Below are 26,296 nucleotides of genomic sequence, written 5' to 3'. Positions count from 1 at the left end.
TTGTTGGGAACTTTTTACGGGTGGGCTGGATTCGGCACGGCGTTAAAGACTAGGCGGGCGGCGGCGTCAGGCGGGGCGCCGCGACGGTCGCGACCGGGGAGCCGGCGGACCGGATGCGGCCCTTTCGAGATTTCGCACCTCGGCGGTGGTCAGTTCGCGCCAGGTCCCCGGGGGCAGGCCGGGGTCGCGAAGAGGACCGATCCGGGTTCGGACGAGCCGGTTGACCGGGTGCCCGACGGCTTCGCACATGCGGCGAACCTGGCGCTTCTTGCCTTCGTGGATGGTGATCCGCAGCAACGAGGGCTCCACCTGGCTGATCTTCGCTGGAGCCGTGACGCCGTCGTCCAGCTTTACGCCGTGGCGCAGGGTCCGAAGCGTCCCGGCCGACGGTCGTCCCGCCACTGATACCAGGTATTCCTTCTCGACCCCGAAACGCGGATGGGTGAGGTGATGGGTGAGCTCTCCGTCATTGGTGAGGAGCAGGAGCCCTTCGCTGTCGGCGTCCAGCCGGCCGACCGGATGGACCCGCGGATCCCCCGGGACGAGGGACGTGACTGTCGGCCTGCCGTCGGGGTCGGCTGCGGTGCTAACCACGCCTCTCGGCTTGTTCAGCAGGTAGTAGACGAGGCCTGGCTGGACCCCGACGGGTATCCCGTCGACCGCCACCCGGTCGTGCTCGGGATCGACGCGCCGGCCGAGGCGGGCGGTCTCTCCGTTGACGGAGACTCGGCCTGCGGAGATGAGTTCCTCCGAGGCTCTTCTGCTGGCAATCCCCGCCCTGGCCAGCACCTTCTGGAGTCGCTCGCCCTCCGGAACGGTCTCAGGAGGGTTCGCCGGAATCCCCTTCGTTGTCCTCGACCGCCCGATCGAAGGTTTCGTCGTCGTCGACGTCGTCCACGGTGGTGGTGCCGACGACAACCTGCTGGGAAGACTGATCGGAAGCGCGGTTTCGGTCGGCTCGCAGGCTGCTTTCGAGCGCATCCATGATCTCTGGGCCGGGGACGAATTCAGCGAGTGGCGGCAGATCCTCTAAACGATCGAGGCCCAGCTTCTCGAGAAAAAGGGTCGTCGTCCCGTAGAGCACCGCTTGACCCGGTCCAGGATCGCGTCCGATCTCCGTTATGTAACCGCGTGTTTGCAGAGTCCGGATGACGCCGTCCGCGTTGACTCCGCGGATCGCACCGATCTGCGCGCGCGACACCGGCTGCTTGTAAGCCACTATCGCCAGGGTTTCCATTGCGGCAGCCGAAAGGCGCGCGCTCTGTCCATCGAGAACGTATCGCTCGACGTACGGAGCGAGATCTGGGTGGCTCTGGAATCGGTATCCGCCAGCAACCCGAACCAGTTGAAAGCCTCGATCCTCGGATTCGTAAACTTCCGCCAACTCTGCGCACATTTGCTCGACGCCCGACACTGAGACCTCGAGTAGCTGAGCGAGCATCTGTGGGTCGACTGGCTCGCCGGCGACCATGACTATCGCTTCGATCGCGCGGCGCGCTTCTGATGCCATCAGCCGGTAAAGCCTGCTCGGTCGGTCAACCCTGGTATTCCTCGACGAGATCCATCACTGGCTCCGAGGCGCCCGGTGCAACGCCGAGCCAGGTGACGGTGAGCTCGCCGAATGACGTGGCCTGATCAAGGTCCACGAGGCCCTGCTTGAACATCTCCAAGAGTGCGAGAAAGCGGACTATCACCTCGAGGCGCTCAACCAGGCCTGAAGTCAGCCGGGCGAAGGTGATCTTGCCCGCCCGCGGCAACTCTTCGACCAGCTCTTCGACCGCATCCCGGACGCTTGCCCTCACCGGCGCGACGTGCTCTAGCAGGACCCGGGCAACCGGCTTGGGTTCCATCATCCGCTGCATGCTCTCCGCCAGGCGCAGAGGGTTGACACCGGCCAGAAGGTCCGGAGCCAGATCGGCGTAGCGCTCCTCGAGGCCTGCCGAGCGGGCCCATGAGCGCCCGGCGTTGTCCATCAACCGGCCCATTGCGATAGCGGCGTCTTTGAACGTCTTGCACTCGAGGAGCCGGGCGATCAGCAGATCGCGCTCTTCCCAGAGCGCCAGCTCCTCCTCGAGATCCACGTCATCCGTGCCGGGCAGAAGACGGCGTGCTTTCAGCTCCAGCAGCACCGCCGCGATGAGAAGGAACTCCGTAGCGACCTCGAGGTCAAGCCCGGCCTGCATCTCCTCCAAGGTCGAGACGTACCCGTCGACTATGTCCGAGAGCGAAACCTCCCAAAGATCCACCTGTTCGCGCGTGATCAGGTGGAGCAACAGGTCGAAAGGACCCTCGAAAACGGGCGTGCTCACCGTGTAGGGCACCCCCCAACATTACCGGGGTCGGCATCAGCACCCGGGCATACCATGGGTCGATGGCAAGAGTCTTCTCCGGCATCCAGCCGACCGGTGACCCCCACCTCGGGAACCTCCTCGGGGCAGTTCGCTGGTGGGTGGAGGACCAGCGCCAGGGCGACTGCTTCTATTGCGTCGTCGACCTCCACGCGCTCACGGTGCCGGGCGATCCAGCGGAGCTGCGGAAGGCAACCCTCACCATGGCCACGCTTCTTCTTGCGGCCGGGCTCGACCCCGACGTGTGCACGCTGTTCGTGCAGAGCCACGTGCCGGCCCACACCCAGCTGGCCTGGGTGCTCGAGTGCACTGCCAGCTTCGGGGAGCTCCGCCGGATGACCCAGTTCAAGGACAAGTCGGCGAAAGGCGGCGAAGAGGCCGCCCGGGCCGGCCTGTTCACCTACCCGGCGCTGATGGCGTCGGACATCCTTCTCTACGACACGAATCTGGTCCCGGTCGGCGACGACCAGCGGCAGCATCTCGAACTGACCCGAAACCTGGCGCAACGCTTCAACACCAGGTACGGAAACACGTTCGTCGTCCCCGAGGCGTCCATCCCGCCTCCCGGCCGGGGCGCCCGGATCATGGACCTGCAGAACCCGACCCGGAAGATGTCCAAGTCCGAAAGCAGTCCCCAAGGCACGATCGGCCTCTTCGACGATCTCAAGGAGATCGAGCGGAAGATCAAACGGGCGGTCACAGACGCCGAGGACGGCCCCGGTTCTGTTCGGTACGACCCTGAGACAAAGCCGGGGGTTTCGAACCTCCTCGAACTGCTCGCCACTATCCAGGGCCGCTCTCCCCAGGAAGTCGCAGAGGACTACAGCCGGTACGGTCCCCTCAAGGCTGACGTCGCCAAGGCTGTTCTGGAGGTGGTTCTGCCGATCCAGGAGGCTTACCGCGGCTGGGCTGCAGACCCTGCGACCGTCGGCGACATCCTGCAAGCCGGTGCATCAAAGGCTGACGAGTACGCCCGGAAGACGCTCGCCCGCGCCTTCGACGCTGTTGGCCTGCTCGCTCCGGTTAGCCGGGCAGCAACAGTCGTTTAGATCAGCGGTCTAGATCTCCCTAGATCAGCGGTACGTCAGTCGTCGTCTGCGGCTTTCAGGACCGCTGCCAGAGCTGGATCGACGGACCATTCCGACGGGAGTCTGTGGTGCTCCCGAGCCCAAGCGACAACCACTGGGTCGCTGCCCGCCGCGGCGAGAATGTCGGCGCCGATGTCGTCGTGGTTCGCGTAACTACCAGCCTTCGCGGCCCACCCGGCCCGGGTTTCGCTCCACGCGGCAAGCCTCCTCCGGCCGAGCGCAACAGCGAGAACGGTGGCCGAGGTGCGACCCAGCACTCCCAGGCCGGAGCCGGCCTTGCCGCAGTCGTGAAGAAGGGCAGCCGCGAGAGCGCTCCGCGGCACCCCCGCCCCGTCGGAGTTGCCCAGGGCCTCCGCAACCCGCCGGGCCACGCCCAATCCGTGCCGACGGTCCGGTCCGCTCATCGCCTTCCAAACGTCGATCTCGCCGGACCGCAACCACTGGCGCGCCCAGGCCTCGCCAGCCACGCCAGGCCCCGCAGGCCACAGCGAGAACAGAAAACGGCGCGCTAAGTGTCCCCAGCTGCCGATCTCCTGCTCACGGGACGACTGCTTCGACGGGGTCAATATCCGAGGGTCAGCCGAAATGGGTGCTTAGCGACGGGAGGAGGCGGCCGCGGCGCAGTCGATGCACAGGCGGGCTTCGGGTTTCGCCTCGAGGCGAGCTGGAGCGATCTCCCGCCCACAGCTTTCGCACACGCCGTAATTCCCTCCGTCGATCTTCTGGAGGGCGTGCTCGACCTCGTTGAGCGTCTCGACGAGCTTGGTGACCAGGGCCTCGTTCTCCCCTCGTTCCGCAGTCACCTGGCTCGAATCGGCGAAGTTCGGGTCGTAGTCGAGTCCCTTGGTGCCGTGGCCGAGCTCGGCGAGCTGGCGGCGCAGCGAGTCGCGCTCGGACTCGAGCGCCTCCCGCAGTTCCTGAGTCGTCGCTTCAGCTGCCATCCATCTGAGTGTAACCACGCCGACGCCGATTAGGCCTGGCGTCGCACTCCGATTGCCGAGCGTCCGAGGGAGATTGCAGCGAGGGAAAGTCCGATTATCGACTTGGCATCCATTATCTTGCCGCTTCTTATCAACTCTGGTGCACTATCGAGGGGTACCTCTTCTACCGACATCTGCTGTTCCTCGAATCCCTGTCGGGCGTCAGGAACTTCTTGCAGGTCGGTGGCCAGGTAGAGCCAGCTCAGCTCGTCGGTAAAGCCGGGCGAGTTGTAGAAGCGGGCGAGCAGTTCGAGCTTCGCGGCCTCCTTGCCGACCTCCTCAGCGAGCTCCCGGGCAGCGGTCGTTTCGGGGTCCTCGCCGTCGACGTCGCGCTTGCCGGCAGGAAGCTCGAGCAGCTCTTGCCCGATGGCAGCCCTGAACTGGCGGACCATGACGATGGTGCGTGACGCGGTCACCGGGACGACCACCACAGCTCCCGGGTGGTGAACAACGTCCCTCTCGAACCGCCGCCCCGCGGGGTCCTCGAAAGTGGCGTTTGCTACCTGGATCAGCGATCCTCGGAAGAGCTCCTGCTCCCCTACCTTTCGGAAGCCCCCAGGGGCCCGGCCCTCACGAGACTGGTCCTCATGAGACTGGTCCTCATGAGACTGGGGCAAGGTCCTGCATGCCGATCAGCCTCGGAGAGCGCCCGTCGGCCCGGTCCAGCGCAGCCGCAACCAGACCGCGGAAGAGTGGGTGAGGATTGTCCGGACGGCTCTTGAACTCGGGGTGAGCCTGGGTGCCGACCCAGAACGGGTGGTCGGGTAGCTCGATGAACTCCACCAGACGGTCGTCCGGGGAGCTGCCGGAGCAGACCAGACCGGCGGCCTCGAGCCGGGCGCGGTATCGGGGGTTCACCTCGAACCGATGGCGGTGACGTTCGTAGACCAGCTCAGACCCGTACGCCTGGGCCACGATGGAGCCGGGGAGCAGCTTGGCTGCGTATAGGCCCAGCCGCATGGTTCCGCCCATGTCGACGACGTCTCGCTGCTCGTCCATCAAGTCGATCACGAGGTGAGGCGAGGACGGGTCGATCTCGCGGGAGTTGGCGTTCTCGAGCCCTGCGACGTTGCGGGCGAACTCGACCACCATCACTTGGAGACCGAGGCAGAGCCCCAGGCACGGGATCGAATTCTCCCGGGCGTACGTCGCCGCCGCGACCTTCCCCTCCACCCCCCGCTCGCCGAACCCGCCGGGGATCACGATCCCGTCCAGATCTTTCAATCGGCCGGCGGCAAGAAGGCCCTCGACTTCCTCGGCCTGAATCCACTGCAGATCGATCCTCGCGCCGTGGGCGTATCCGCCGTGTTTCAGAGCTTCCACTACCGACAGGTACGCGTCGGGGAGGTTGACGTACTTACCGATCAGCCCGATGCACACCGGACGAGTCGCGGCCTCGACCCTCGAAACCAGGGCTTCCCATTTGCCGAGATCCAGCGGATGACTCGTGCCCGGTTCTCCCGATCCCAGTCCCAACAACCTGCAGACGTAGTCGTCGAGTCCTTCCTCGTGCAGGGCCAGGGGGATCTCGTACAGGTTGGGGGCGTCGATGCACGACACCACGGCTTCGACCGGTACGTCGCACAGTAAGGAAATCTTCCGTTTGAGCCCCGCCGAGATGCTCCGGTCGCTTCGGCAGATAATGACGTCGGGCTGGATTCCTCGGCTCCGGAGCTCGGTGACGGAGTGCTGGGTCGGTTTGGTCTTCTGCTCTCCTGACGGGCCGAGATATGGCACGAGTGTGACGTGCATGTAGCAGACGTTGTCCCGGCCGACGTCCTTGCGGAACTGACGGATCGCCTCGAGGAACGGCAGAATTTCGATGTCGCCTACCGTTCCGCCGATCTCGGTGATCACGACGTCCACCTGGTCCGTCGCCAGCCTCTTGATCCGGTCCTTGATCTCATCGGTGATGTGGGGAATTACCTGGACCGTCTTGCCGAGGAAGTCCCCTCGGCGCTCCTTGGCGATCACCGATTGGTAGATCGAGCCGGTCGTCGCGTTCGAGTCCCGGTGAAGGTTCTCGTCGACGAATCGCTCGTAATGACCGAGATCAAGGTCAGTCTCGCCGCCGTCTTCGGTGACGAACACTTCCCCGTGCTCGAAGGGGTTCATGGTCCCCGGATCGACATTGATGTAAGGGTCCAACTTCTGCATGGTGACCCGCAGGCCCCGGCTCTTGAGAAGCCGCCCAAGAGACGACGCGGTCAGCCCCTTGCCCAACGAACTTGCCACGCCGCCCGTGACGAAGATGTGCTTCGCCAAAACGCTCCTCCACTCGAGTCGGAATCGAAGGCTCTGGGTGGATACACCGCTCGGCCACCCCACCCTACCGCACGCCGGTTCCCCTCCTGGGTGATGCGTGATCACCCCCGCGACGGATCACCTCGTGTTCCGGAGCAGCTCCTCGGCGTGGCGCCTGGCGGTCAGGCTGCCCGGGCTTCCCGACAACATGCGAGAAAGCTCGACGACCCTGTTCTGCCCTTCGACTTGTTCGACTGACGCGACGGTGCGGTCCTTCTCGGTTCGTTTCTGCACGACCAAATGCTGGTCTGCGAAGGCGGCAACTTGAGGTAAGTGGGTGACGACCAGAACCTGGTAGTCGGACGAAAGCGACGCCAGCGCCCGTCCCACCGCGACCGCCGCCTCTCCACCGATGCCCGCGTCGACCTCGTCGAAGACAATGGTCGTCGCACCGACACGGCCGCCGTTCGTGTGGGTTCCCGGCCCCCCTGTCCCGACGACCAATCGAGCGGCGAGCATGGTCCGCGCCAGTTCGCCGCCCGACGCGACCTTCGTCAGCGCAAGCACCGGTTCTCCCGGATTGGCTCCCAACATCCACGTGACCGAATCGCCTGGCGGCTCCCGGCCGACCTCGACCAGGAACTTCGCCCGCGGCATGGCGAGCTCACGCAACCTTGCCTCGACCGCTTCGGACAATGATGGTGCAATCCGTAGCCGGTTTTCGAGGACGAGCCGCTCTTGTTCAGCCAAGTTCGCCTCGGCGAGCTGAATCTGGCCGTCGAGCTCGGATGCCCGCTGATCGTGGGATTCGAGCTCAGCGATCCGATTGCGGGCGTCGTCGCGAAAGGCGATGACCTCCTCCAGGCTGTCGCCGTACTTGCGCCGAAGGTCCGCGATGAGGTTGCGCCGGGCGCCTATCCACGCGAGCCGATCGGGGTCATCTTCCAATGACTCTGCGGCCAGTCGGGCTTCTTGGGCGACATCCGACAACTCGACCAGCGACGCCGACAGCCGTTCGCGGATCGAAGCCAATGCTTTGCCTGACGGGACGATCGACGCCAGTGATCCCAGCCGGTCACATATCCCGTCCTCGGAAGTCAGAGAAGCGTGGATCTGCTCGGCGGCCTGCCTCAGGGACGTGGCAGCGCTGAGTGTCTCTTCTTCATCTCGCAGACGCTCATCCTCGTCTGCGGATTCCAGCCCGGCCGAGTCGAGCTCGTCGACCTGGAACCGGAGCAGATCGATTTCCCGTGCACGGGCCTTCGGATCGCCGCCAATGGCTTCTCGCGCCTCGGCGAGTTGCCGCAACGCCCGCCGCGCGGACACAGCCTCTTGCGTGCTGATGCCCCCGAATCGATCGAGGAGGGCTCTTTGAGCCGCGGTCGCCATGAGGGCCTGGTGGCTGTGCTGACCGTGCATGTCGACCAGCGATTCGCCGACTTCCGCCAGCTGCGCCGCGCTGGCCATCCTCTCATCTATGTAGGCCCGGGAGCGCCCGCTTGCCGGGACGACCCTTCTCAAGATCGTCTCGTCCCCGGTCGGGCCGCTGAACCTACCCTCGACGACAGCCTCGGCTGAGCCGGGGCGGACCAGGCTTGGGTCCGCCGGGCCTCCGAGAAGCAGCGAGATTGCGTCGACCAGGAGCGTCTTGCCGGCTCCGGTCTCGCCAGTCAGGGCCGTCATTCCGGATCGGAGGACGACGGTTACGTCCTGAATGACTCCGAGGTTGGTGACGCGAAGCTCGGTGAGCATCAGGGGGTTGCGAGGTTGAACTTGCGCTTGAGGATGTCGTGGAAGTCCCGCTCGCCGAATGTGACCAGCAGTGCGTCCCGTCCGCCCTTCCGCGAAATCAGAGTTTGTCCTGGATTGAGGGTCGCAGCTTTCCAGCCATCTATGACCAGATCGGCGGGATACGCACCCTCGAGCGCGATCGACACCTCGTCGTCGGAGTCCAGGATCAATGATCGGTCGAAAAGCATGTGCGGAGCCACCGGAGTGAGGATCTGGACTCTCGCCCGAGGGGAGGCGATGGGACCCCTAGCGGAAAGGTTGTACGCAGTGGACCCCGTGGGGGTGGCGAGGATGATCGAGTCGGCAAGAAAGGTGAGGAAGGGAGTGCCGTTCACCACGACTGCAGCACGAACGGTATGACCGCCGCTGACGCGCTGCATCACCAGGTCGTTGAGAGCGCTCCGGTGAAGAACGCTGGTTGTGCCTTCCCCGTCGTCGGTCAGCGAGACGTCCAGAGTCATTCGCGACTCAACGAGATAATCGCCGGCGAGAAACCTGCTGAGTGCGGGCTTTAGGTCCTCGGGCTCCACGGCCGTCAAGTATCCGAGATGGCCCAAGTTGACCCCAAGGACGGGCACGCCCTCCTGGCTGACCAGGTCGACGGTTCGTAGCATCGTCCCGTCCCCGCCGAGGCTCACCGCCAGGTCCAGTTTGTCCGCGATCGGTGACTCTTCGCCCGGTTCATCGGATCCGTAGACACCGTCGAGGACGACAGCTTCGTGACCCTGGCGCTTCAACCATGAGGATGTTTCACTGGCGAGTTCTGTCGCGCCCTCCCGCTGTGGATGGGGCACGAAACCGATCAACGCCACGTCAGGATCGAGCCTCGAGACCGGACTCGGCAGCTGCGACGGCCGAGTCGATGAGTTCCTCGCGATGGGTGTCCGGCTCGGAGGCCTGACTCCCTACGGTGAGATGCACGAGGAATTCGGCGTTGCCGTCGGCCCCGTGCAGCGGAGAAACCATGACCCCCATCATGGTCGCTCCTGCTCGGTCGAACGCGGCTATCACTTCAGCGACCGATTGGCGCCACAAATGAGGGTCCCGGACCACCCCCTTCCCCTTGGCCGCCTCCCGCCTGCCCACCTCGAACTGCGGCTTCACCAGAACGATCAACGCGCCGCCTGGACGCGCCAGTTCTGCGAGCGCGGCCGCGACGGTTCGCAAGGAGATGAATGAGAGATCGGCCGTGACGACGTCGAACCGACCCCCAAGGGACGCAGGCGACACACGTCGGACATCGGTCCTCTCGAGGACGGTGACACGCGGGTTATCACGAAGGGTCTCGTGCAGTTGGCCGCGGCCGACGTCGAGCGCGACGACCGACGAGGCGCCCTTTTGCAGGAGGCAATCGGTGAAGCCGCCGGTTGACGCTCCCGCGTCCAGTGCACGAGCGCCCTTCACGTCGATGCGGAAATGTTCTAGGGCTGGAGCGAGCTTGTCACCCCCGCGGCTTACGTATTGCGGTCCCGTTTCGGCCAGCAGGACTGGCTCCGCTGGGGATACCAGGCGGGAGGGACGATCGGCGATCGAGCCCGAGACCAGAACTACCCCGCGAGCGATCAGCTCTACGGCGCTAGTGCGGCTCGGGGCGAGTCCCCGGCGGACCAGTTCGGTGTCCAGGCGCCGGCGGACGCTCAGCTCGGACCGGTTGTCTTCTTCGCCGCCGTCGACTTGCCCGCTGACGCCTTCTTGGCAGTTGCCTTGCCGGCCGGAGAAGCGGCCTTCTTCGTCGCGGACGAGGTCTTGGTCGCCTTTTTCGAGGCGGCCGCAGTCTTGCTGGGCGCCGATTTCTGTACCCCAGCCTTGCCACCCAATCGTCTTTCCAGCGCGGCAAGGTCATCCTTGGTGGCGAGCCCGAGCGCCGAAAGCTGCGAAGTGATCTCCTTGCGGATGGACGCGATGAACTGCTCGGTTCCCTTGCGGCTCCCCTCCATCAGGTCGTCGATGGTGTCGCGCCCTTGCTTCGAGGTTGAGTCCGTGGCTTTCGAGAGCTCACGAAGGAACTCCTCCGCGCGTACCCGCGCCGTCTCGAGAAAGTCGGCCCCAGCCTCTTGGTATTTCTTGAACCTCTCGTCGCGTGCCATGCCGCATCGTAGCGCCAGTCCGCGAAGCTCCCCCAGAGCGCCGGTCAACCCACCCGAGAGCGGACAACGGTCTCCAGGTCCTTCTCGACCAGGTCCGGCTCGGGATCGACGGGGAGATCCGAAGCTCTGGTCACCCCGCTGAGCACGAGAGCGAAGTCGGCGCCGAGTCGACGCGCGAATAGACCATCGGTATCCGGCCGATCTCCGACGACGAGGCCGGCGTCCCCGAACCGGGCCTTCAGCAACTCGGCCATCGGCTTTCCCGGCTTTCCCGCGGTCTCCGCCTTCTGGCCCGAAGCCACCTCCAAGAGGGCAACCAATGCTCCAGCTCCAGGCTCGAGACCGTGCGGCGTCGGAAAAGTCGCGTCCGTATTCGTCGCGATGAATCGGGCCCCGGATCTGATCGCGGAAGCTGCGTCGGACAATGGCTTGAAGTCGAGAGTCATTGTTCGTCCTACCACTACCGCATCGGGCTGATCGTCCGGCGGCACCACCTGGACTCGCCCGAGCTCCAGGGCCTCCCTGAGGCCTTCCCCTCCAACACAAGTGGCCCGGCTGCCGGGCTCGAGCAACGACGCGGCCGCTTGTGCCGATGACACCACCTCGGCTGGTTGGGCCTCTACTCCGGCGAGAGCCAGCCGCTTTACGTGCTCGGAGAGCAGCGGTGTCGAATTATTGGTTACGAACGCGATCCGCTCGCCGGAGAGCCGAAGACGCTTGATCGCCCCGGCCGAACCGGGAATCGGTGTTCCCGCCAGCCAAACGACTCCGTCGAGGTCGAGAACCCAGAGCATTCGGACAGTCTTGTACGGAGTCGGCTACAACTCGGCTAACGCAGTGAAAACACGTCCTCTACGCGGTGAGCCACAAGTCTGCTACGCAGTGTGACCGTGCCCCGATTCGAACCCTTCAGCGGACTGCGCTACTCCCACTCTCACATCCGCTCTCTCGACGACGTCGTATGCCCTCCATACGACGTCATATCAGAGCCTGAACGTCTCGCCCTGGAGGCGCGAAGCCCAAACAACATCGTCCGTCTCGAACTGCCGTCCGACGACGGAGAAGCCGGTGGGGACCGCTACGAACGGGCGGCGCTGCTCCTGGACGGTTGGCGTGACGGTGGCATCGTCCATCGCGATCCGGCCCCGGCTCTCTACGGCTACCGGATGACGTACACGGATCCGTCGGGCATCGAGAGGTCGACCGTCGGGGTGATCGGCGCCCTGGGACTGGAGAAGCCCGGTTCGGGGATACTGCCGCACGAGGAGACGACCCCCAAGGCGAAGTCCGATCGGCTGGATCTTCTCCGAGCGACCCGGGCCAACGTGTCCCCCATCTGGGGGTTGTCTCCCGCAGTCGGCCTGAGCGAGTTGCTCCAGCCCCCGCCTCATCCGATCGATCACACGACCGACGACGATCGCGTGCGGCACGAGCTTTGGCCGATCGTCGACCAGGAGCGAATCGCAGCGATCACGAAAACGGTCGAGTCGGAGCCGGTTCTCATCGCCGATGGTCACCACCGTTTCGAGACAGCGCTCAACTACCGAGCGGAGCGAGAATCAGCCGGCCTCGCCGGCGAGGACGAATCGTTCGTCATGGGACTCATCGTCGAGCTGTCCGAGGAACAGTTGACCGTTCAGGCGATCCACCGCTTGGTGTCCGGATTGCCGGCGGATTTCAACGTCGAGGACTTCTTTGGTCGATGGTTCGACGTGACACCGACCGAACCAGTCGATCGCACGATCCTGAGCCGGATGGACGATGCGGGCGCGCTGGCGGTTCTCACGCGTAGAGGTGCGTGGCTTATTCGCCCGAACCCAGAGGTTCAGGCGGCGGCCACTCACGACCTGGACAGCAGCCGCCTCGACGTTGCCATCGCAGCGATCCGCTCGCCAGAGCTGGTCTTTCAGTACGGCTGGGACAACGCCGCAGCTGCGGTCGCAACCGGCCAGGCCGACATCGCAGTCCTCCTGAGGCCGCCCTCTGTCGCGCAGATCGCAGCTATCAGCCGGGGCGGCGTGCGGATGCCGCCCAAGACCACTTTCTTTTGGCCGAAACCCAGGACGGGGATGGTCGTCAGAGAACTGATTGTCTGAGTTAGCGGCGGAAACCACTTCCCATTTTTGGCTGATCCTCAGTAATCTCTCAGTGAACGTTTGGGTTCCCGAGCGATAGTTGTGGCGCAGCGTTGCGCAGACTCAGTTCGGGTGGGGTCCTCCTCATCCCGCCCGGATTGCAGGGGCCGTCGCCGTCCTCCCGCGGCGGCGGCCCTGGCGCGTTTCACCACTGTTACACGGCCAGGGGTGGGGTTGGCGGGCCTACCTGGCGAGACGGACGCCGGTCATCGCCCACTTCGCTCCCGGCGGGAAGAAGTTCCTGTACGTGGCCCGAGTATGGCCCGGCGGGGTTATCGCGGCTCCCCCCCGAAGCACCTGCTGGCCAACCATGAACTTCCCGTTGTACTCGCCTACCGACCCCGGGGCGGGTACGAAGCCCGGATAGGGCAGATAGGCGCTCGAAGTCCACTGCCACGCCGCTCCGTATAACTGACGCATGCCTTGGCCGCGGCCGGCGCTTTCGGGGTGCAAGGCGACAGCCAATTGCGAAGGTCCCGGTTGGCTCGCCGCGACCGCTTCCCACTCAGTCTCGGTCGGCAGCCTCGCTCCGGCCCACCTGGCGTAAGCGTCGGCTTCGTAATAGCTGATGTGAGTGACTGGCAGCGCGGGGTCGACTGGGGCGGCGCCGTACAGGGTGTAGGTCCACCAGGTCCCCCCTTCACGCCACCAGTACAGGGGCGCTCGGGCCTCGAAGCCGGATCCCTGTGGGACGGGGGGAAGCTGTAGAGCAGCCCAACCGTCGGAGAGCCACAACTCGGGTCTTTGGTATCCGCCGTCGTCGATGAAGGCCAGCCATTCGCCAACGGTTACCAGCCGGTCCGCGAGCTCGAACGGCTCGAGATATGCGCGGTGCCGGGGGCTTTCGTTGTCAAAACCGAAACCCTCACCGAGGTCTGCCCCGATCTCGACCAGTCCACCTTCATGGGCGGTCCAGGTGTCCTCGCCCGGCGCTGCCCCTGACGGCGGCCTGGTGAATCTGTAGGCGGGTCGCAGCGGATTGGTGCCGAGGACGTGCTTGATGTCCATCAGCAACAGTTCCTGGTGCTGCTGCTCGTGGTGCAGGCCCAACTCGACGAGGGCAAGTACCTGCTCGGGAAGGTCTTGACAGAGCAGGTCCGCCATCGCCTCATCGATGGTGTCGCGGTAGGCGGTGACTTCGCCGACTCCGGGACGGCCCAAGTTGCCCCGTTCCGCTCGAGGATGTCGTGGGCCGGCGCCTTCGTAGTAGGAGTTCCACAGGTAGAGATAGCGATCGTCCACCGGCGCGTAGCCGGGCCTGTGCGGCATCAGAACGAACTGCTCGAAGAACCAAGTCACATGTGCGCGGTGCCACTTGGTTGGGCTGACATCTGGAATCGTCTGGACGGTCTGATCCTCTGGTGACAGCGGCGCGGCGAGCGCCTCCGTCACGGCCCGGATAACCCGGTACCCGTCGAGATCGGCGGCCGGCGGCGAAACGGCGGGCGCAGCGGCCGTCGGCATCGGCGTCCGGCGCCCGACCGAGGTTCGCTGCGCGAGGATGACCGCGAAGTCCGCGCACGCGTCGGTCCACCATCCCATCGACACGAAGCCAGCTGCCGAGAGATCGTCGACAATCGACTCGCGCAGGAACTTGTAACTGCTCTCGGTGTGTATCTCCTCGCCTTCGGCGAGGTCGAGTGTTAAGTCCAGCGCACCGATATGGACCTGTTGAGCATCCTTCGACCGCAACGCCATGTGCACTTCGTGTTTCGCCGCGTCCCATCGCGCGACGTACTCGAATTCGTCGAGGTCGAAGTCGGCGTTGAGGGATCGGTTCAGAACCGAGAGCACGTTCTTCTCGAAATCCGCTGTTACACCTTCGGGGTCGTCGTAGGCGGCAACCAGACGCGCGGGATCCTTTACGAGATCCACGCCGAGCAGCAGGCCTTCGCCGGGTTGGAGTTTCCCAGCAACCGCGTGGAGGAAGGCCGAGCGTCCCGCCGGGTCGAGGTTTCCGATCGTGCCGCCCATCAGAGCCACGAGGCGCGGGCCGTCTTCGGGGAGCAGGTCGAGGTCTCGGTTGAAGTCGCCAACCACGCCGCTGATCTGAATCGTCGGGTATGACTCGTTCAGGGCGTCCAAGGTTTCCTTGAGGGCCGATTCGGAAACGTCGAATCCGACGTACCGCCTGAGTGTGCCGGTCTCGATGAGAGCGTCGACCAGCGCGTGTGTCTTGTCGGAGCTGCCCGGGCCGAGTTCGATCAGTGTCGCCGCGCCGCACCGCTCGGCGATCTCGCCCGCATAGGTTTGGAGGATTTCCCGCTCGGCTCGCGTCGGGTAGTACTCAGGGATATCGGTGATCCGCTCGAATAGTTGCGAGCCGACGGAGTCGTACAACCACCTCGGCGGGATGCGCCTGGGTGGGGCGCTGAGCCCCCGCCGGACATCGTCGGCGAGCGCCTTCTCCAAGTCGGCGGGCGTCAGCCTGACGGCAAGCGCGGGGGAGCTTGTTGACGGAGTCACCGGCATGGCGGCGAACCTACCCTCGCCGGCGGTCTATGCAACCTTAAATCTGGATAACACGTTTACCCGCAGGTCTGGCGGCATTTTTTTTTCCGGAGTGAGAAATTCAGCCAACCTTCCAGGTCGAGCCCGACGTCAGCAATTTGGCCAGGTCGCCGGGTCCCTTGTTCTGGGCGGCCGCAACCAGCTGCTGGTCCACCAATTCCCCGTAATGGGGTCGCTCAACGGCCCGGAAAACACCGATCGGCGTCGGCATAGTCGGGCCTGTCGACAGCCGGGACAGCGCGAAGGCGAGGCTCGGGTCGTCCCTGCGCTCGTCGTGGACGAGCAACCCGTCCTCGCCTACGTCGGCGACATTGACGACGCGCGCGGCGCCGTCCTCCATGACCACACCATGCTCTCCTTCCGGACCGAAGCGAACCGGTTTGCCGTGCTCGAGTGGTATGAGCATCTGTGGCCGTGCGTCCTTGGAAAGGATCTGTTCGAAGGCCCCGTCGTTGAAAACATTGCAGTTCTGATACACCTCGACAAGTGCTGCGCCCTGGTGTTCGTACGCGCGCCGGAACGTTTCCATCATGTGCTTGCGCTCCATGTCGTGAGTGCGCGCAACGAAGCTGGCCTCCGCCCCCAACGCCAGGGACACCGGGTTGTATGGATGGTCGAGCGACCCGAACGGCGTCGATTTGGTGACCTTGCCGGCCTCGGACGTCGGTGAGTACTGGCCCTTAGTGAGTCCGTAGATCTGGTTGTTGAACAAGATGATCGTCAGGTTGACGTTCCGGCGGAGCGCATGCAGAAGGTGATTGCCGCCGATCGAAAGGGCGTCGCCATCACCGGTGATGACCCACACGTGCAGGTCCGGCCTGCTCACCGCGATGCCAGTCGCGAAGGCGGGGGCCCGCCCGTGAATCGAGTGAACCCCGTACGTGTTCATGTAGTACGGAAAACGCGAGCTGCACCCTATTCCCGACACGAACACGGTGTCCTCCCGCTTCGCGCCGAGGTCGGGCATGAGCATCTGCACCGCAGTGAGTATCGAATAGTCGCCGCAGCCGGGACACCAGCGGACTTCCTGGTCGCTGGTCCAGTCCTTTTTCGTTGTCACCGGCACTGCTACGTCTGTCATTTAGCCTCTTCTCCGTTCAGTTCCCGCCGCCGTTCAGGACCGCTCGAGGAAAAGATCGAGGACCGCTGCTTCGATCTCCTCGGCCTTGAACGGTTTACCTTGCGTCTTGTTGAGTCCTTTGGCGTCGACGAGGAAATCGGCTCGCAGGAGCTTTACCAACTGGCCGAGGTTCATCTCGGGAACGAGGATCTTCCGGTACCTCCCGACGATCTCGCCGATGTTCGCGGGGAAGGGGTTGAGGTGGCGGATGTGCAGATGCGCAACCTCACGACCCTGCGCCCGGACTCGTCGCAAACCAGCCTGGATCGCGCCAAATGTCGACCCCCAGCCGACCACCAGGACCTCCGCACTGCCATCGGGGTCATCGACTTCAGCGAGATGAATGTCGGACGCGATCCCAGAGACCTTGGCCGCGCGCAGCTTGGTCATCAGCTCGTGATTGGCCGGGTCGTACGACACGTAACCTGACCCGTCCGCCTTCTCTAGGCCACCTATTCGATGAGCAAGCCCCGGCGTTCCAGGGATGGCCCACGGCCGAGCAAGCGTGCTCGCATCACGGATATACGGCCAAAACTCTTCGGTGCCGTCCTCGGCGACGTGGTTCGTCTCGGTGGCGAAGTCGACGCTGATGTCGGGCAGCGAGTCGACGTCCGGAACCGGCCACGGCTCGGCGCCGTTGGCCAGATAGCCGTCCGACAACAAGAAGACCGGGGTGCGGTACTTGACAGCAATGCGAGCGGCTTCGATCGCCATGTAGAAGCATTCCCCCGGCGTCGCCGGGGCGACGATCGGAACCGGCGCTTCGCCGTGGCGGCCGAACATCGCTTGCAACAGATCGGCCTGCTCGGTCTTGGTCGGAAGCCCGGTGGAGGGACCACCTCGCTGGATGTCGATGACCAGAAGCGGCAACTCGAGGCTCACCGCGAGACCGATGGTCTCGGTTTTGAGGTCGATACCCGGACCGCTCGTCGTCGTGATCCCGAGTGAGCCGGCGTACGACGCGCCCAAAGCCGCGCCGATTCCGGCGATCTCGTCTTCGGCCTGGAACGTGCGCACCCCGAAGTTCTTGTGCTTGGACAACTCGTGCAAGATGTCCGACGCGGGGGTGATCGGGTAGCTCCCCAAGAAGAGCGGCAGCTTCGCAAGCTGACCGGCTGCCACCAGGCCCCACGCGAGCGCGGTATTGCCGGAGATATTGGTGTACGTGCCCGTCTCGTGGATCGCCGGCTTGACTTCGTAGATGTTGGGAAAAAGCTCCGCCGTCTCGCCGAAGTTCCACCCGGCTTTGAATGCAAGCGTGTTGGCTTCACCGACCATGGGCGTTTTGGCGAACCGTTCCTCAATCCACTTAAGGGTCGGCTCGACCGGGCGGGTGTAAAGCCAGCTGATGAGTCCGAGCGCGAAGAAGTTCTTGGAACGCTCCGCGTCGCGGGGCTTCGTGCCGGAAGGCTTGACTGCCTCCATAGTGAGATTGGTCATCGGCACTTCGTAGATGGTGTAGTCCGCGAGGCTGCCGTCGTTGAGCGGGTTGGTGGCGTACCCGGCCTTGGTGAGGGCGCGATCGTCAAAGGCGTCGCTGTTGACGATGATCGTCCCGGCCGGGGTGACGTCGGAGATGTTCGCCTTCAGAGCCGCCGGGTTCATGGCGACCAGCACGCTCGGGTGGTCACCAGGCGTGAGGATGTCGTGGTCGGAGATGTGAACCTGGAACGCCGAAACGCCGGCGAGAGTGCCGGCAGGCGCTCGGATCTCCGCCGGGAAATCGGGCAGGGTCGACAGGTCGTTTCCGAACAGCGCAGAGGAGGTCGTGAACCGGTCCCCGGTGAGCTGCATCCCGTCGCCGCTATCCCCGGCGAAACGGATGACCGCGCGGTCGAGATCGACCACTGGACGGTCACGTGCAGCGGTGTCAGCCATGTACGTTCCTTCTCGTATAAGTAAAGACACAACGAGTTTACGGCCTTACCCCCGTGACACTCAGGTTACCGGCGGGTATAACCGGCCCTCCGTCTCGGCCAGCGAGACGGCGAATCGGTAGGAACGCGGCCGGCTTGGGGAGGCGCTGTTGGGAGGTGCCGGCCGTCTCGAAAATCCGAGAGTTCGCGGTCCCGAAGCGTCTGTAGGGTGGCGGGCGTGGCTGGCGAGGCCGAGGTGCCTGCGAAGACGGCTCCCGGCGGTGGCGCCGGCGTGGCTAAAGGCATGGTTGACGGTGTGTCTGAGGGTTCGGCCGGATCACGGGGCTCGGCAAGCTGGTCTCGTGTGCGAGTCGTCGCAACCGATCTGGACGGGACCCTCCTGGACACCGCCGGCGAAGTAACCCCGCGCACCACGAAGGCGGTGGCCGCAGCCCGCGAGGCTGGAATCCATGTCGTTCCGATCACGGGGCGGCCCCCTCAGGCGATGTGGCATCTCGCCGAGCAGGCCGGTCTAGGCCCCTATGGGGTGTGTTCCAACGGCGCGGCGCTGGTCGACCTGGACAACCGGAGCGTCCTCGAGTCGGAGCCGATCGCCGCGCACATCGCGGAGGGGTTGGTCGATCTCCTTCGCGCTGAGGTGCCGGGCATCGTCCTTGCTTGCGACGACCTCGACTACTTCATCTACGAGAGGGGTTTCTTCCCCTCCCCCGTCGATTGGGACGAGGAGATGTACGAAGTGGACGACATTCGCGAGAGCGTTCGCGCTGGATGCGTGAAGCTCGTGGCCCGCTCGCCCGGTCATTCGGCTCCTCAGCTGATCGAGTTTCTCGAGGATCACCTGGCCGAGATGGCTCATGTCACCACCTCGGGTCTCGACTGGGTCGACATTGGGGCCGTCCATGTGTCGAAGGCCTACGCCCTGCAGAGGTTGTGCGACCGGCTGGGGGTCCACCTGAGCGAAGTCATCGCCATAGGTGACAACCACAACGATCTCTCGGTGCTCGCCTGGGCGGGCACGGCGATGGCCCCTGCCAACGCGATCCCCGAAGTGCTCGCCGTCGCCCATCATGTACTGCCAGCCAACGGCGAGGGGGGCGTGGCGGGCTTGCTCGAGGAGCTCGCCCGGTCACGGGCGGACTGACGGTGCTTCTGGCCGGTTGGGTCACCACCGGTCCGTGCGAACCGGGTCGGACGGCTCCGTCGACTCCCCAGTAGCCCCCTCCAGTGCGGTCATGGCGTCGCCGATCAATGAACGCAACCGGCTCGACGCTGAAGCCCGGGCGACTTTCGACGCGACGACCTCGGTGCGGCTCTGGGTCGAGCCTCCCGACCGGAAGAAGCGCCGGCGGACGCGCCCGTAGACGATTACTTCGGTGCCGGCGTCGAGAGATGTGGCCCACGCCGGGGCATCGAACCAGGCGACAGGCACCGTCTCTGCGGGGCCCGACTCCCTCCGGACGGTCACTTCAAGCGAAAGCAGGCGGCTTCCTGACGGGAGTTCCACGTCCTGTGCGGGGCGCGCGAGCGCGCCGATCAATACGACAACGTTGAGCATCGTTCACCTCCCGCGGCCGCCGGGTGCCGGCGCCCGCCTCGGCCCTAACGGGCTTGGTAGTCGGACCCGGTCGGTGTCGATGCACCGGCGATACGCCGCTTGACGAGGCGAGGTCGAGGTTACGCGGGAGGTGAGACGGTGTCGGTCAGCGGAGCGCGCGGAGGCGTGCTTTCACATCGAACGCGTCGGGGTCTGCCGATGCGACCCGGTTGAACAGGTCCCTGGCCTTGGGAAGGTCACCGGCCCGCTCGTACAGGTCTGCGAGGGCGTACCACTGCCTGAGGTGGCGTTCCTGCGGCCGGTTGACCCGGCGAAGCGCTTTCTCGAGAAGATTGATCGCACCGGTGAGGTCGCCCTGATCCGCGCGCGATCCCGCGGCAACGATTCTTCCTTCAGCAACCAGGTCGCCCGACGGAGAGGCCTCGCGGAGGTCGTTCCACAGCTCGTCGGCTTCCTCGTAACGCCGCAAGGCTCGATAGCAGTCGGCCAGAACCGGATGCTGGTCGTAAGAGCCGGACAGCTCCCGGTACCGCTCGAGCTCCTTGGCGGCAGCGGCCCACTGCCCGGTCCGGTAGAGCACCAGACCGTTGAGCTCCCTGACCGCGGCCGAATCCGGGGCGTCCTCGACTAGCTGGCGCAGGATGCGGCGAGCTTCTTGGTAGCGCTCCTTCTCGTACGCGTACGTGGCGTCGGCGATGCGGCTGGCAAGCTTTGGTCCCTTCAGCGGACCTGCGGTTGCTGCGAGCTCGTCCACCACAGGGCGTGGGACCTTGCGGCGATGGCCGCCCGGCGCCGCAGTCCCTTCCCGGCCCGTCGCCAGATCACGCGGCTGCGGCGGCCCGGGTTTGCGCGGCGGCCTGGTTTCATGCCGGTCCTCCAGCGGCTCGGGCTCAGAGATCCAGACTTCGTCGGGTTCCCAGCCTGACTGGGGCTGATGCGCCGGCCTGTCGGTCTCGGCTCTCGCGACTGCGTCTCGCCAGAGTTGTGACGCTGACGGTTTGGATTCGTCGTCGCTGCCGTTTTGGATCTCCCGGGCGCCCCGGCGGGCGACGCTCCCCCACCTGCGGTTCTGGTCGGAGGAGCGGTTCTGCCGGGCCGGCTTGTCGCGGTATTCGTCGTCGGAGCGGTACCGGGCCGCTGGTGCTCGGCGCTGGCGGGGGGCTCGGTCGTCGGGCGGGTTTGCTCCGTCGCGGTAGCTGGTTCGGTCCCTCGGTCCGCTCGATCTGTCCCCGGTGTCGCGCCGAGCGTCGGTCTGGCGTCCGCGGGTTGGGCGGTCCCCGTAGGAGCGTCGCTCCCCAAACGGTTGACGATCTCCGTAAGGTCGGCGGTCACCGGTGGATCGGCGTTCGTCCGAGGGGCGTCCGGTGCTCGAGGATCGGCCTTCTCCCGAGGACTGCCGGTCGCCGTAGGGCCGGCGTTCACCGGTGGACCGGCGCTCGCCGAAGGGCTCCCGGTCTCGGTAGGGGCGGCGTTCACCGTTCGACCGGCGTTCCCCGTAGGACCGACCGTCGCCGGCCCAACGTTGGTCGCCATTCCTTTCGCGTTCGTTTAAGCGACGTCTCGGACGGTCGGTCCAGTCCTCGTCCCGCCGGTATCCACCGCGGCGCTCTTGCGATCCGGAAGTCGAACCCCGCGTGCCGCGCCCTGCCGAAGGGCCGCCGCTTCGAGCGTCCGTGGAGCGATTCCCGGTTGGCCGGCCACCGAAGCCGGACGAGGTCCCTCGTCGGCTGCTGCCGGCGCCGGAACCGAAACGACTGGTGCCTGACGTCGAGCGACCGCCTCGACCGGTGGCGTCGGACCGACCCCGTGAGGCGTCTGACCGACCCTTTGAGCTTGAGGGGGTCCCTGGCCGCCCCGTCCCCTCGAAGCGGCTCTGCCCCCCGCCAGCCCGACCGGCGCGGCCCTGCTGGTCCCCACGTCTTGCGGGGTTTTGGCCGCGCCGCGAGGAATTAGAGGGGGGAGGCACGACTTGTCATCGTACCGGTTGGGGGTCGTGAATCCGTCGAGGCCCTGAGGCCTTCATCGGCTGGTTATTGAGCAAAATCCCTTGCCAACAAATGTTCTTAAACGCGCCAAATCCCGCCCCATTCGGGCGGGATTTGGTCTTCACGATTATTCCGGCGGCGTCCTACTCTCCCAGGGGGCAACCCCCCAAGTACCATCGGCGCTGGCGGGCTTAACTTCCGTGTTCGGGATGGGAACGGGTGTGACTCCGCCGCTATGGCCACCGGAAAACGTGCTCAATTAGGTTCGCTCGCCTATCGGCGAGCTGATCCTTTGAGCGTTCCATAGCGAGCACGAGCGGAAGTGTTCCCAAGCCCTCGGCCGATTAGTACCGGTCGGCTGAACACATTGCTGTGCTTACACCTCCGGCCTATCAACGTGGTCGTCTACCACGGGCCTTACCTGGTTGACCCAGTGGGAAATCTCATCTTGGAACGAGCTTCGCACTTAGATGCCTTCAGCGCTTATCCCTTCCGCAGGTCGCTAACCAGCCGTGCCCTTGGCAGGACAACTGGCACACGAGAGCTGCGTCCGTCCCGGTCCTCTCGTACTAGGGACAGCCTTCCTCAGATTTCCTACGGCTACACCGGATAGGGACCGAACTGTCTCACGCATGTAAACCCCGCATTACTGCGGGCACAGACTATACCTTCACCCTGTTTCCAGGGGCCGGCGTGTTATGGCTTAAATACCATCTCTCTGTTGAGCAAACAGAGAAGTCGTTACAGGGGCACAGCAGCCCTTGCTACGAAGATGCCGCTCGACATCTTCGGCCGTAATCCGCTTCCGTTTGGAATAGTTTAGGGACATTTGCTGGCCTTCCCTCGGTATTGCCCTCACCGTACTGTTCGGTTGTGACAGTGAGGGTTCCACCGATATGAGCCGGTGGGCACCCAGGGATTACTCCCTGGGGACGCAGTGAATCTACGTTCTAAACCCAGCTCGCGTACCGCTTTAATGGGCGAACAGCCCAACCCTTGGGACCTACTTCAGCCCCAGGATGCGACGAGCCGACATCGCACGTAATCCGCCGTTTCTGGCGGCGCAGACTATATCTCCACCCTGCCCGGCCAATCGGGCGAGGGGTCGGCGTGTTGTAGGGGCCATAGATTTCGACGCTTTGCGCCGAGAAACCGCTACCTCGGCCGTTAGGCCTCAGTCGTTACGGGGTCATTCCGGAATCTTGTACCTGAACTCTGGCAAGACGTAAGGAGCTATCAACTCCGTAAATCGGAACGTGCCGTCTACCGACAACCTAATCCGGTGGTACGACTTGTCCCGATTCAGCGTGCCTCGAATCCCCCACTGGTCTTGTAAGAGCCAGAGAAGTGATTGCTGACAAGCCACGTCGAACTGCTGTGTATTCAGGTACAAGGCTCTTCTTGATTTCGAACCATCATCCATGAGCCAGACGGCCATCGCTAGCGGAGTCAGCTCGACCTCTGGGGCTACTTTCCTTCCTCCGTCATAGAAAAGGCGGTAGTAGGGAGTGAGCTCCGGGAGGCTTCGGGTCACGAATCGATATGCGATCCGTCCCCCGTTACCGATCCGCCGCTTTGGCGGTGTCGACACAAGTTCAGCCAGATGGCGGAACTTCCAGTCGACGTACGTCTGCTGATGGACGGAGTGATTGATCTCCAGAAGAGCATTGGCCTTGCAGCGCATCGCGCCGTCACCCAGCAAGGTGCCGACAACGATCGAGCGCTGTATTTCCGAAAGACTTCCCACGGTGTTGCCCACTGTACAGATGGCCTGTGACAGCTTCGGGGTTCACCGTTATAAGCCGATGCTCTGACGACATTTCTGCCGCCACACCCCAAAATTGAGGTGCCAAACCTTCCCGTCGATATGGACTCTTGGGGAAGATGAGCCTGTTATCCCCGGGGTACCTTTTATCCGTTGAGCGACGGCGCTTCCACACGCAACCGCCGGATCACTATGCCCTGCTTTCGCACCTGCTCCACCTGTAGGTGTCGCAGTCAAGCTCCCTTGTGCCATTGCACTCGACGGCTGATTGCCAACCAGCCTGAGGGAACCTTTGGGCGCCTCCGTTACCTTTTGGGCACTCTGTTAGCCCGACAGTAAGTACAGCTACAGGTGCTTGTGCGTCATCCGTCACGGAGGGCGACGGCCTACGTTGCACAAGACCTACGGCTGCGTTCGAACACTCGCTGTCGTCCCGAGGTCATTTCTGCCTCGGTCTGCATGTCGCCATGCAGGTCAGACCATCCCATCACCCGTTGCGATGCAACGGGGCTCCCGTTGTGGTCGTTGGGGTAGGTGGCTTTGGGCCACCCAACCTGCTGATTGTCCGCGCTGGTCAGATTGTTACTTCTCATGCCACGATCCTAAAGAGGGCTGTGACATGAATGAGTACTGCCAGATTCTCGGATGTTCCAGCATACGCCGGGAGTTTTATTTCACATGGTTACCCATGATTCGCCCCATTTAATTAAGGCGACCGCCCCAGTCAAACTACCCACCTGACGCTGTTCCCCATCCAGATAATGGACGTGGGTTAGATTCCCGTCACATGCAGGGTGGTATTTCAACGTTGACTCCACCACAGCTGGCGCTGCGGCTTCCAAGTCTCCCACCTATCCTACACAACATGTAACAAAAACCAACATCAAGCTGCAGTAAAGGTCCACGGGGTCTTTCCGTCCTGGTGCAGCTAACGAGCATCTTTACTCGTACTTCAATTTCGCCGAGTCTGTGGTTGAGACAGTAGGAAAGTCGTTACGCCATTCGTGCAGGTCGGAACTTCGTCTTAATCCCCTCTTTCGAGGGGGACAGACTATGCCTTCATCTCTGCACTTTGCAGAGAGCCCGCGTCTTGCCCCAGCCATAGATTTGCCATGACCCGACCATATGGCCGGGGTGTGACAGGACTGAGGCCTCACCCATAATGGGATCAGTCGTTACGGGGCCATACCACTCATGTGAGTGGCAGAGGGCTTCCCACGGCATTACCCGCCGTCTATCGCCTCGCCTTGTACGAGGCAGCCGGTGTGGGCTTCGCCGTTATGAGCGGGATGTTTCATGCGAGATCACTCCCGCAAGGGGCAACTTCTTACCCGACAAGGAATTTCGCTCTAGAGCTCCCCATGTCGCCATGGGGCTAGGACCATATCTTCAGCTCACCCGTCGAGGTGAGTTGGCTGGCGTATGGCCTCTGAGGATTCCGCTAGGCGCGACGGCCTCCGACGATTCGTCGTCGCTGCTATCTCACCAATCAGTCTCAGGCCCTCCATCGTCAAATGGTCACCTTTCGACATCATGGCTACGACAGCTGCGAAGCCTGCAAAATCACAGGCTTTAGCCGTTCTGAGTGGGTTTGCTTCGAAGAACGGGATAATGCGTTTCTGCACGTCCTCCAGGCGCCTGACGCTGTAGCGCCACATGTCCTGGCGGTGATTGTCGCTCCGGCGGTTGACCGATACGACACCGCACTCGAAGAACTTCTCGAGCGCATGAAGCACAGAAACGCTTCTCTCTCCTTGAACAACAGCAAACTCAGGTTGGACTTGCCAACCCGAGCGACACGATTTGTTCTTGAAGATCGGGATGCTGAAGCATCCCTCGCCGTCGACAAAGCCGACGACCCACTCCGCAGCTAGCGGCCTTTCCTGCTGATTGTCCGCACCAGTCGGTTTGTCACTGCGCATCGACTTACCCTACGAAGAGGGTGTGTCAATGAACTAGTACCGCTGGATGCTCGGAGTTTCCAGCATTTGGCCAGCTGCACTCTCAGGATCACTCCTAAAAGGGGCAACACCCGGGCACGAATCCGGGCCATTACCTTAGGACCGTTATAGTTACGGCCGCCGTTTACCGGGGCTTAGGTTCAGAGCTTCGCCCTTACGGACTAACCCTTCCCCGTAACCTTCCGGCACCGGGCAGGCGTCACAGCGTATACATCGTCTTAGGACTTCGCACGCTGCTGTGTTTTTAGTAAACAGTCGCTTTCCCCTGGTCTCTGCGACCCCATCGGGCTCGGAACGCGAGGTTCTTCACCCTACCGAGGTCCTCCTTCTCCCGAAGTTACGGAGGTATTTTGCCGAGTTCCTTAACCACAGTTCTCTCGATCGCCTTGGTATTCTCTACCCGCCCACCTGAGTTGGTTTGGGGTACGGGCACCGTGCCAACTAACGACGACAATTTTCTTGGCAGCATGGGATCGGTGACTTCGCCTGAATCGGCTCGGTATCACATCTCGGGATTAATGAGGCCCGGATTTGCCTGGTCCTCTCCCTACCTGCTTGCCCCAAGATAACCAACACTTGGGATCACCTACCCTCCTGCGTCCTGCCTTCGCTGCCCTCCTCGAGTCTGTCGGTTCGCCCGAAGGCAGCCCCTTAGTACCTCGACTTGGGATTGGCGCGGACACGGTGGTACCGGAATATCAACCGGTTGTGCATCGACTACGCCTTTCGGCCTCGCCTTAGCTCCCGACTCACCCTGGGAGGATTAGCCTTCCCCAGGAACCCTTGGGCTTTCGGCGGAGGGGTTTCTCACCCCTCTCTCGCTACTCATGCCAGCATTCTCACTCGATC

Annotated in this window: 23 protein-coding genes and 2 rRNA genes; 4 read left to right on the top strand and 21 right to left on the bottom strand. The window is 63.8% G+C overall.

Annotation, left to right across the window (positions count from 1 at the left end; all coding sequences use genetic code 11):
• Positions 1 to 66 precede the first annotated feature (66 nt).
• Genes VFZ97_00125 through VFZ97_00115 form a run of 3 tightly spaced genes read right to left on the bottom strand, consistent with a single transcriptional unit; the run spans position 67 to position 2,321 of the window.
• Positions 67 to 840 (bottom strand): pseudouridine synthase, encoded by a 774-nt coding sequence (locus tag VFZ97_00125; GenBank protein ID HEX6391816.1) that lies wholly within the window; start codon positions 838 to 840, stop codon positions 67 to 69.
• A complete protein-coding gene (scpB, locus tag VFZ97_00120) occupies positions 821 to 1,510 on the bottom strand; it encodes an SMC-Scp complex subunit ScpB (GenBank protein HEX6391815.1) in 690 nt (229 codons plus the stop codon). The genes VFZ97_00125 and scpB overlap by 20 nt, the downstream gene beginning before the upstream one ends.
• A gap of 25 nt (positions 1,511 to 1,535) precedes the next feature.
• A complete protein-coding gene (locus VFZ97_00115; protein HEX6391814.1) occupies positions 1,536 to 2,321 on the bottom strand; it encodes a segregation/condensation protein A in 786 nt (261 codons plus the stop codon).
• Positions 2,322 to 2,371: 50 nt separating this feature from the next.
• Here VFZ97_00115 and trpS point away from each other — a divergent pair, with 50 nt between their 5' ends.
• Positions 2,372 to 3,397, top strand: coding sequence for a tryptophan--tRNA ligase (trpS, locus tag VFZ97_00110; GenBank protein HEX6391813.1), 1,026 nt, complete (start codon positions 2,372 to 2,374; stop codon positions 3,395 to 3,397).
• A gap of 35 nt (positions 3,398 to 3,432) precedes the next feature.
• On the opposite strand, the gene VFZ97_00105 is transcribed toward trpS, so the two are convergent.
• The 9 genes from VFZ97_00105 to VFZ97_00065 form a co-directional block, all read right to left on the bottom strand.
• On the bottom strand, positions 3,433 to 4,002 hold the full coding sequence (locus VFZ97_00105) for an HD domain-containing protein (GenBank protein HEX6391812.1): 570 nt from the start codon (positions 4,000 to 4,002) through the stop codon (positions 3,433 to 3,435).
• 27 nt (positions 4,003 to 4,029) lie between these two features.
• The gene (locus VFZ97_00100) at positions 4,030 to 4,377 is read right to left on the bottom strand and encodes a TraR/DksA C4-type zinc finger protein (protein ID HEX6391811.1); all 348 of its coding nucleotides are present in this window, start codon (positions 4,375 to 4,377) and stop codon (positions 4,030 to 4,032) included.
• A gap of 29 nt (positions 4,378 to 4,406) precedes the next feature.
• The gene (locus VFZ97_00095; protein HEX6391810.1) at positions 4,407 to 5,033 is read right to left on the bottom strand and encodes an NUDIX hydrolase; all 627 of its coding nucleotides are present in this window, start codon (positions 5,031 to 5,033) and stop codon (positions 4,407 to 4,409) included.
• Positions 5,017 to 6,681, bottom strand: coding sequence for a CTP synthase (locus tag VFZ97_00090; protein ID HEX6391809.1), 1,665 nt, complete (start codon positions 6,679 to 6,681; stop codon positions 5,017 to 5,019). The genes VFZ97_00095 and VFZ97_00090 overlap by 17 nt, the downstream gene beginning before the upstream one ends.
• A 117-nt stretch (positions 6,682 to 6,798) precedes the next feature.
• A complete protein-coding gene (gene recN, locus VFZ97_00085; protein ID HEX6391808.1) occupies positions 6,799 to 8,412 on the bottom strand; it encodes a DNA repair protein RecN in 1,614 nt (537 codons plus the stop codon).
• The gene (locus VFZ97_00080) at positions 8,412 to 9,263 is read right to left on the bottom strand and encodes an NAD(+)/NADH kinase (protein HEX6391807.1); all 852 of its coding nucleotides are present in this window, start codon (positions 9,261 to 9,263) and stop codon (positions 8,412 to 8,414) included. The genes recN and VFZ97_00080 overlap by 1 nt, the downstream gene beginning before the upstream one ends.
• Position 9,264: 1 nt before the next feature.
• A complete protein-coding gene (locus VFZ97_00075) occupies positions 9,265 to 10,074 on the bottom strand; it encodes a TlyA family RNA methyltransferase (GenBank protein HEX6391806.1) in 810 nt (269 codons plus the stop codon).
• Positions 10,075 to 10,088: 14 nt separating this feature from the next.
• A complete protein-coding gene (locus VFZ97_00070; protein HEX6391805.1) occupies positions 10,089 to 10,538 on the bottom strand; it encodes a hypothetical protein in 450 nt (149 codons plus the stop codon).
• Positions 10,539 to 10,582: 44 nt separating this feature from the next.
• Positions 10,583 to 11,332 carry an HAD-IIA family hydrolase gene (locus tag VFZ97_00065; protein HEX6391804.1) on the bottom strand — a complete coding sequence of 250 codons (750 nt, stop codon included), beginning with the start codon at positions 11,330 to 11,332 and terminating at the stop codon, positions 10,583 to 10,585.
• 96 nt (positions 11,333 to 11,428) lie between these two features.
• Here VFZ97_00065 and VFZ97_00060 point away from each other — a divergent pair, with 96 nt between their 5' ends.
• Positions 11,429 to 12,634 (top strand): DUF1015 domain-containing protein, encoded by a 1,206-nt coding sequence (locus VFZ97_00060; GenBank protein HEX6391803.1) that lies wholly within the window; start codon positions 11,429 to 11,431, stop codon positions 12,632 to 12,634.
• Positions 12,635 to 12,856: 222 nt separating this feature from the next.
• Here the strand turns inward: VFZ97_00060 and egtB are convergent, their stop codons facing one another.
• The 3 genes from egtB to VFZ97_00045 all read right to left on the bottom strand — a co-directional run bounded on the left by egtB (position 12,857) and on the right by VFZ97_00045 (position 18,182).
• Positions 12,857 to 15,145, bottom strand: coding sequence for an ergothioneine biosynthesis protein EgtB (gene egtB / locus VFZ97_00055; GenBank protein HEX6391802.1), 2,289 nt, complete (start codon positions 15,143 to 15,145; stop codon positions 12,857 to 12,859).
• Between the two features lie 100 nt (positions 15,146 to 15,245).
• A complete protein-coding gene (locus tag VFZ97_00050; protein ID HEX6391801.1) occupies positions 15,246 to 16,265 on the bottom strand; it encodes a 2-oxoacid:ferredoxin oxidoreductase subunit beta in 1,020 nt (339 codons plus the stop codon).
• A 33-nt stretch (positions 16,266 to 16,298) separates the two neighbouring features.
• Complete coding sequence (locus VFZ97_00045; GenBank protein ID HEX6391800.1) at positions 16,299 to 18,182, bottom strand: 2-oxoacid:acceptor oxidoreductase subunit alpha; 1,884 nt, start codon at positions 18,180 to 18,182, stop codon at positions 16,299 to 16,301.
• A gap of 216 nt (positions 18,183 to 18,398) precedes the next feature.
• Here VFZ97_00045 and VFZ97_00040 point away from each other — a divergent pair, with 216 nt between their 5' ends.
• Complete coding sequence (locus VFZ97_00040; protein ID HEX6391799.1) at positions 18,399 to 19,322, top strand: Cof-type HAD-IIB family hydrolase; 924 nt, start codon at positions 18,399 to 18,401, stop codon at positions 19,320 to 19,322.
• Between the two features lie 21 nt (positions 19,323 to 19,343).
• Here VFZ97_00040 and VFZ97_00035 read toward each other — a convergent pair whose 3' ends face one another.
• Positions 19,344 to 19,736, bottom strand: coding sequence for a single-stranded DNA-binding protein (locus VFZ97_00035; GenBank protein HEX6391798.1), 393 nt, complete (start codon positions 19,734 to 19,736; stop codon positions 19,344 to 19,346).
• A 145-nt stretch (positions 19,737 to 19,881) separates the two neighbouring features.
• Positions 19,882 to 20,490 carry a tetratricopeptide repeat protein gene (locus VFZ97_00030; GenBank protein ID HEX6391797.1) on the bottom strand — a complete coding sequence of 203 codons (609 nt, stop codon included), beginning with the start codon at positions 20,488 to 20,490 and terminating at the stop codon, positions 19,882 to 19,884.
• A gap of 267 nt (positions 20,491 to 20,757) precedes the next feature.
• Here VFZ97_00030 and VFZ97_00025 point away from each other — a divergent pair, with 267 nt between their 5' ends.
• The gene (locus VFZ97_00025; protein ID HEX6391796.1) at positions 20,758 to 21,288 is read left to right on the top strand and encodes a hypothetical protein; all 531 of its coding nucleotides are present in this window, start codon (positions 20,758 to 20,760) and stop codon (positions 21,286 to 21,288) included.
• Here the strand turns inward: VFZ97_00025 and VFZ97_00020 are convergent.
• The 4 genes from VFZ97_00020 to VFZ97_00005 form a co-directional block, all read right to left on the bottom strand.
• Positions 21,285 to 21,653 (bottom strand): hypothetical protein, encoded by a 369-nt coding sequence (locus VFZ97_00020; GenBank protein ID HEX6391795.1) that lies wholly within the window; start codon positions 21,651 to 21,653, stop codon positions 21,285 to 21,287. The two genes, VFZ97_00025 and VFZ97_00020, sit on opposite strands and share 4 nt — an antisense overlap.
• 198 nt (positions 21,654 to 21,851) lie before the next feature.
• Positions 21,852 to 21,968, bottom strand: a 5S ribosomal RNA gene (gene rrf, locus VFZ97_00015).
• 942 nt (positions 21,969 to 22,910) lie between these two features.
• On the bottom strand, positions 22,911 to 23,438 hold the full coding sequence (locus VFZ97_00010) for a hypothetical protein (GenBank protein HEX6391794.1): 528 nt from the start codon (positions 23,436 to 23,438) through the stop codon (positions 22,911 to 22,913).
• A gap of 12 nt (positions 23,439 to 23,450) precedes the next feature.
• Positions 23,451 to 26,296 (bottom strand): 23S ribosomal RNA (locus VFZ97_00005); the annotation flags it as partial.

The organism is Acidimicrobiales bacterium, assembly GCA_036378675.1.
GTDB lineage: Bacteria > Actinomycetota > Acidimicrobiia > Acidimicrobiales > Palsa-688 > DASUWA01.
Note: the sequence above shows the minus strand (reverse complement) of the source record. Positions and strands in the feature narration are given on the sequence as shown.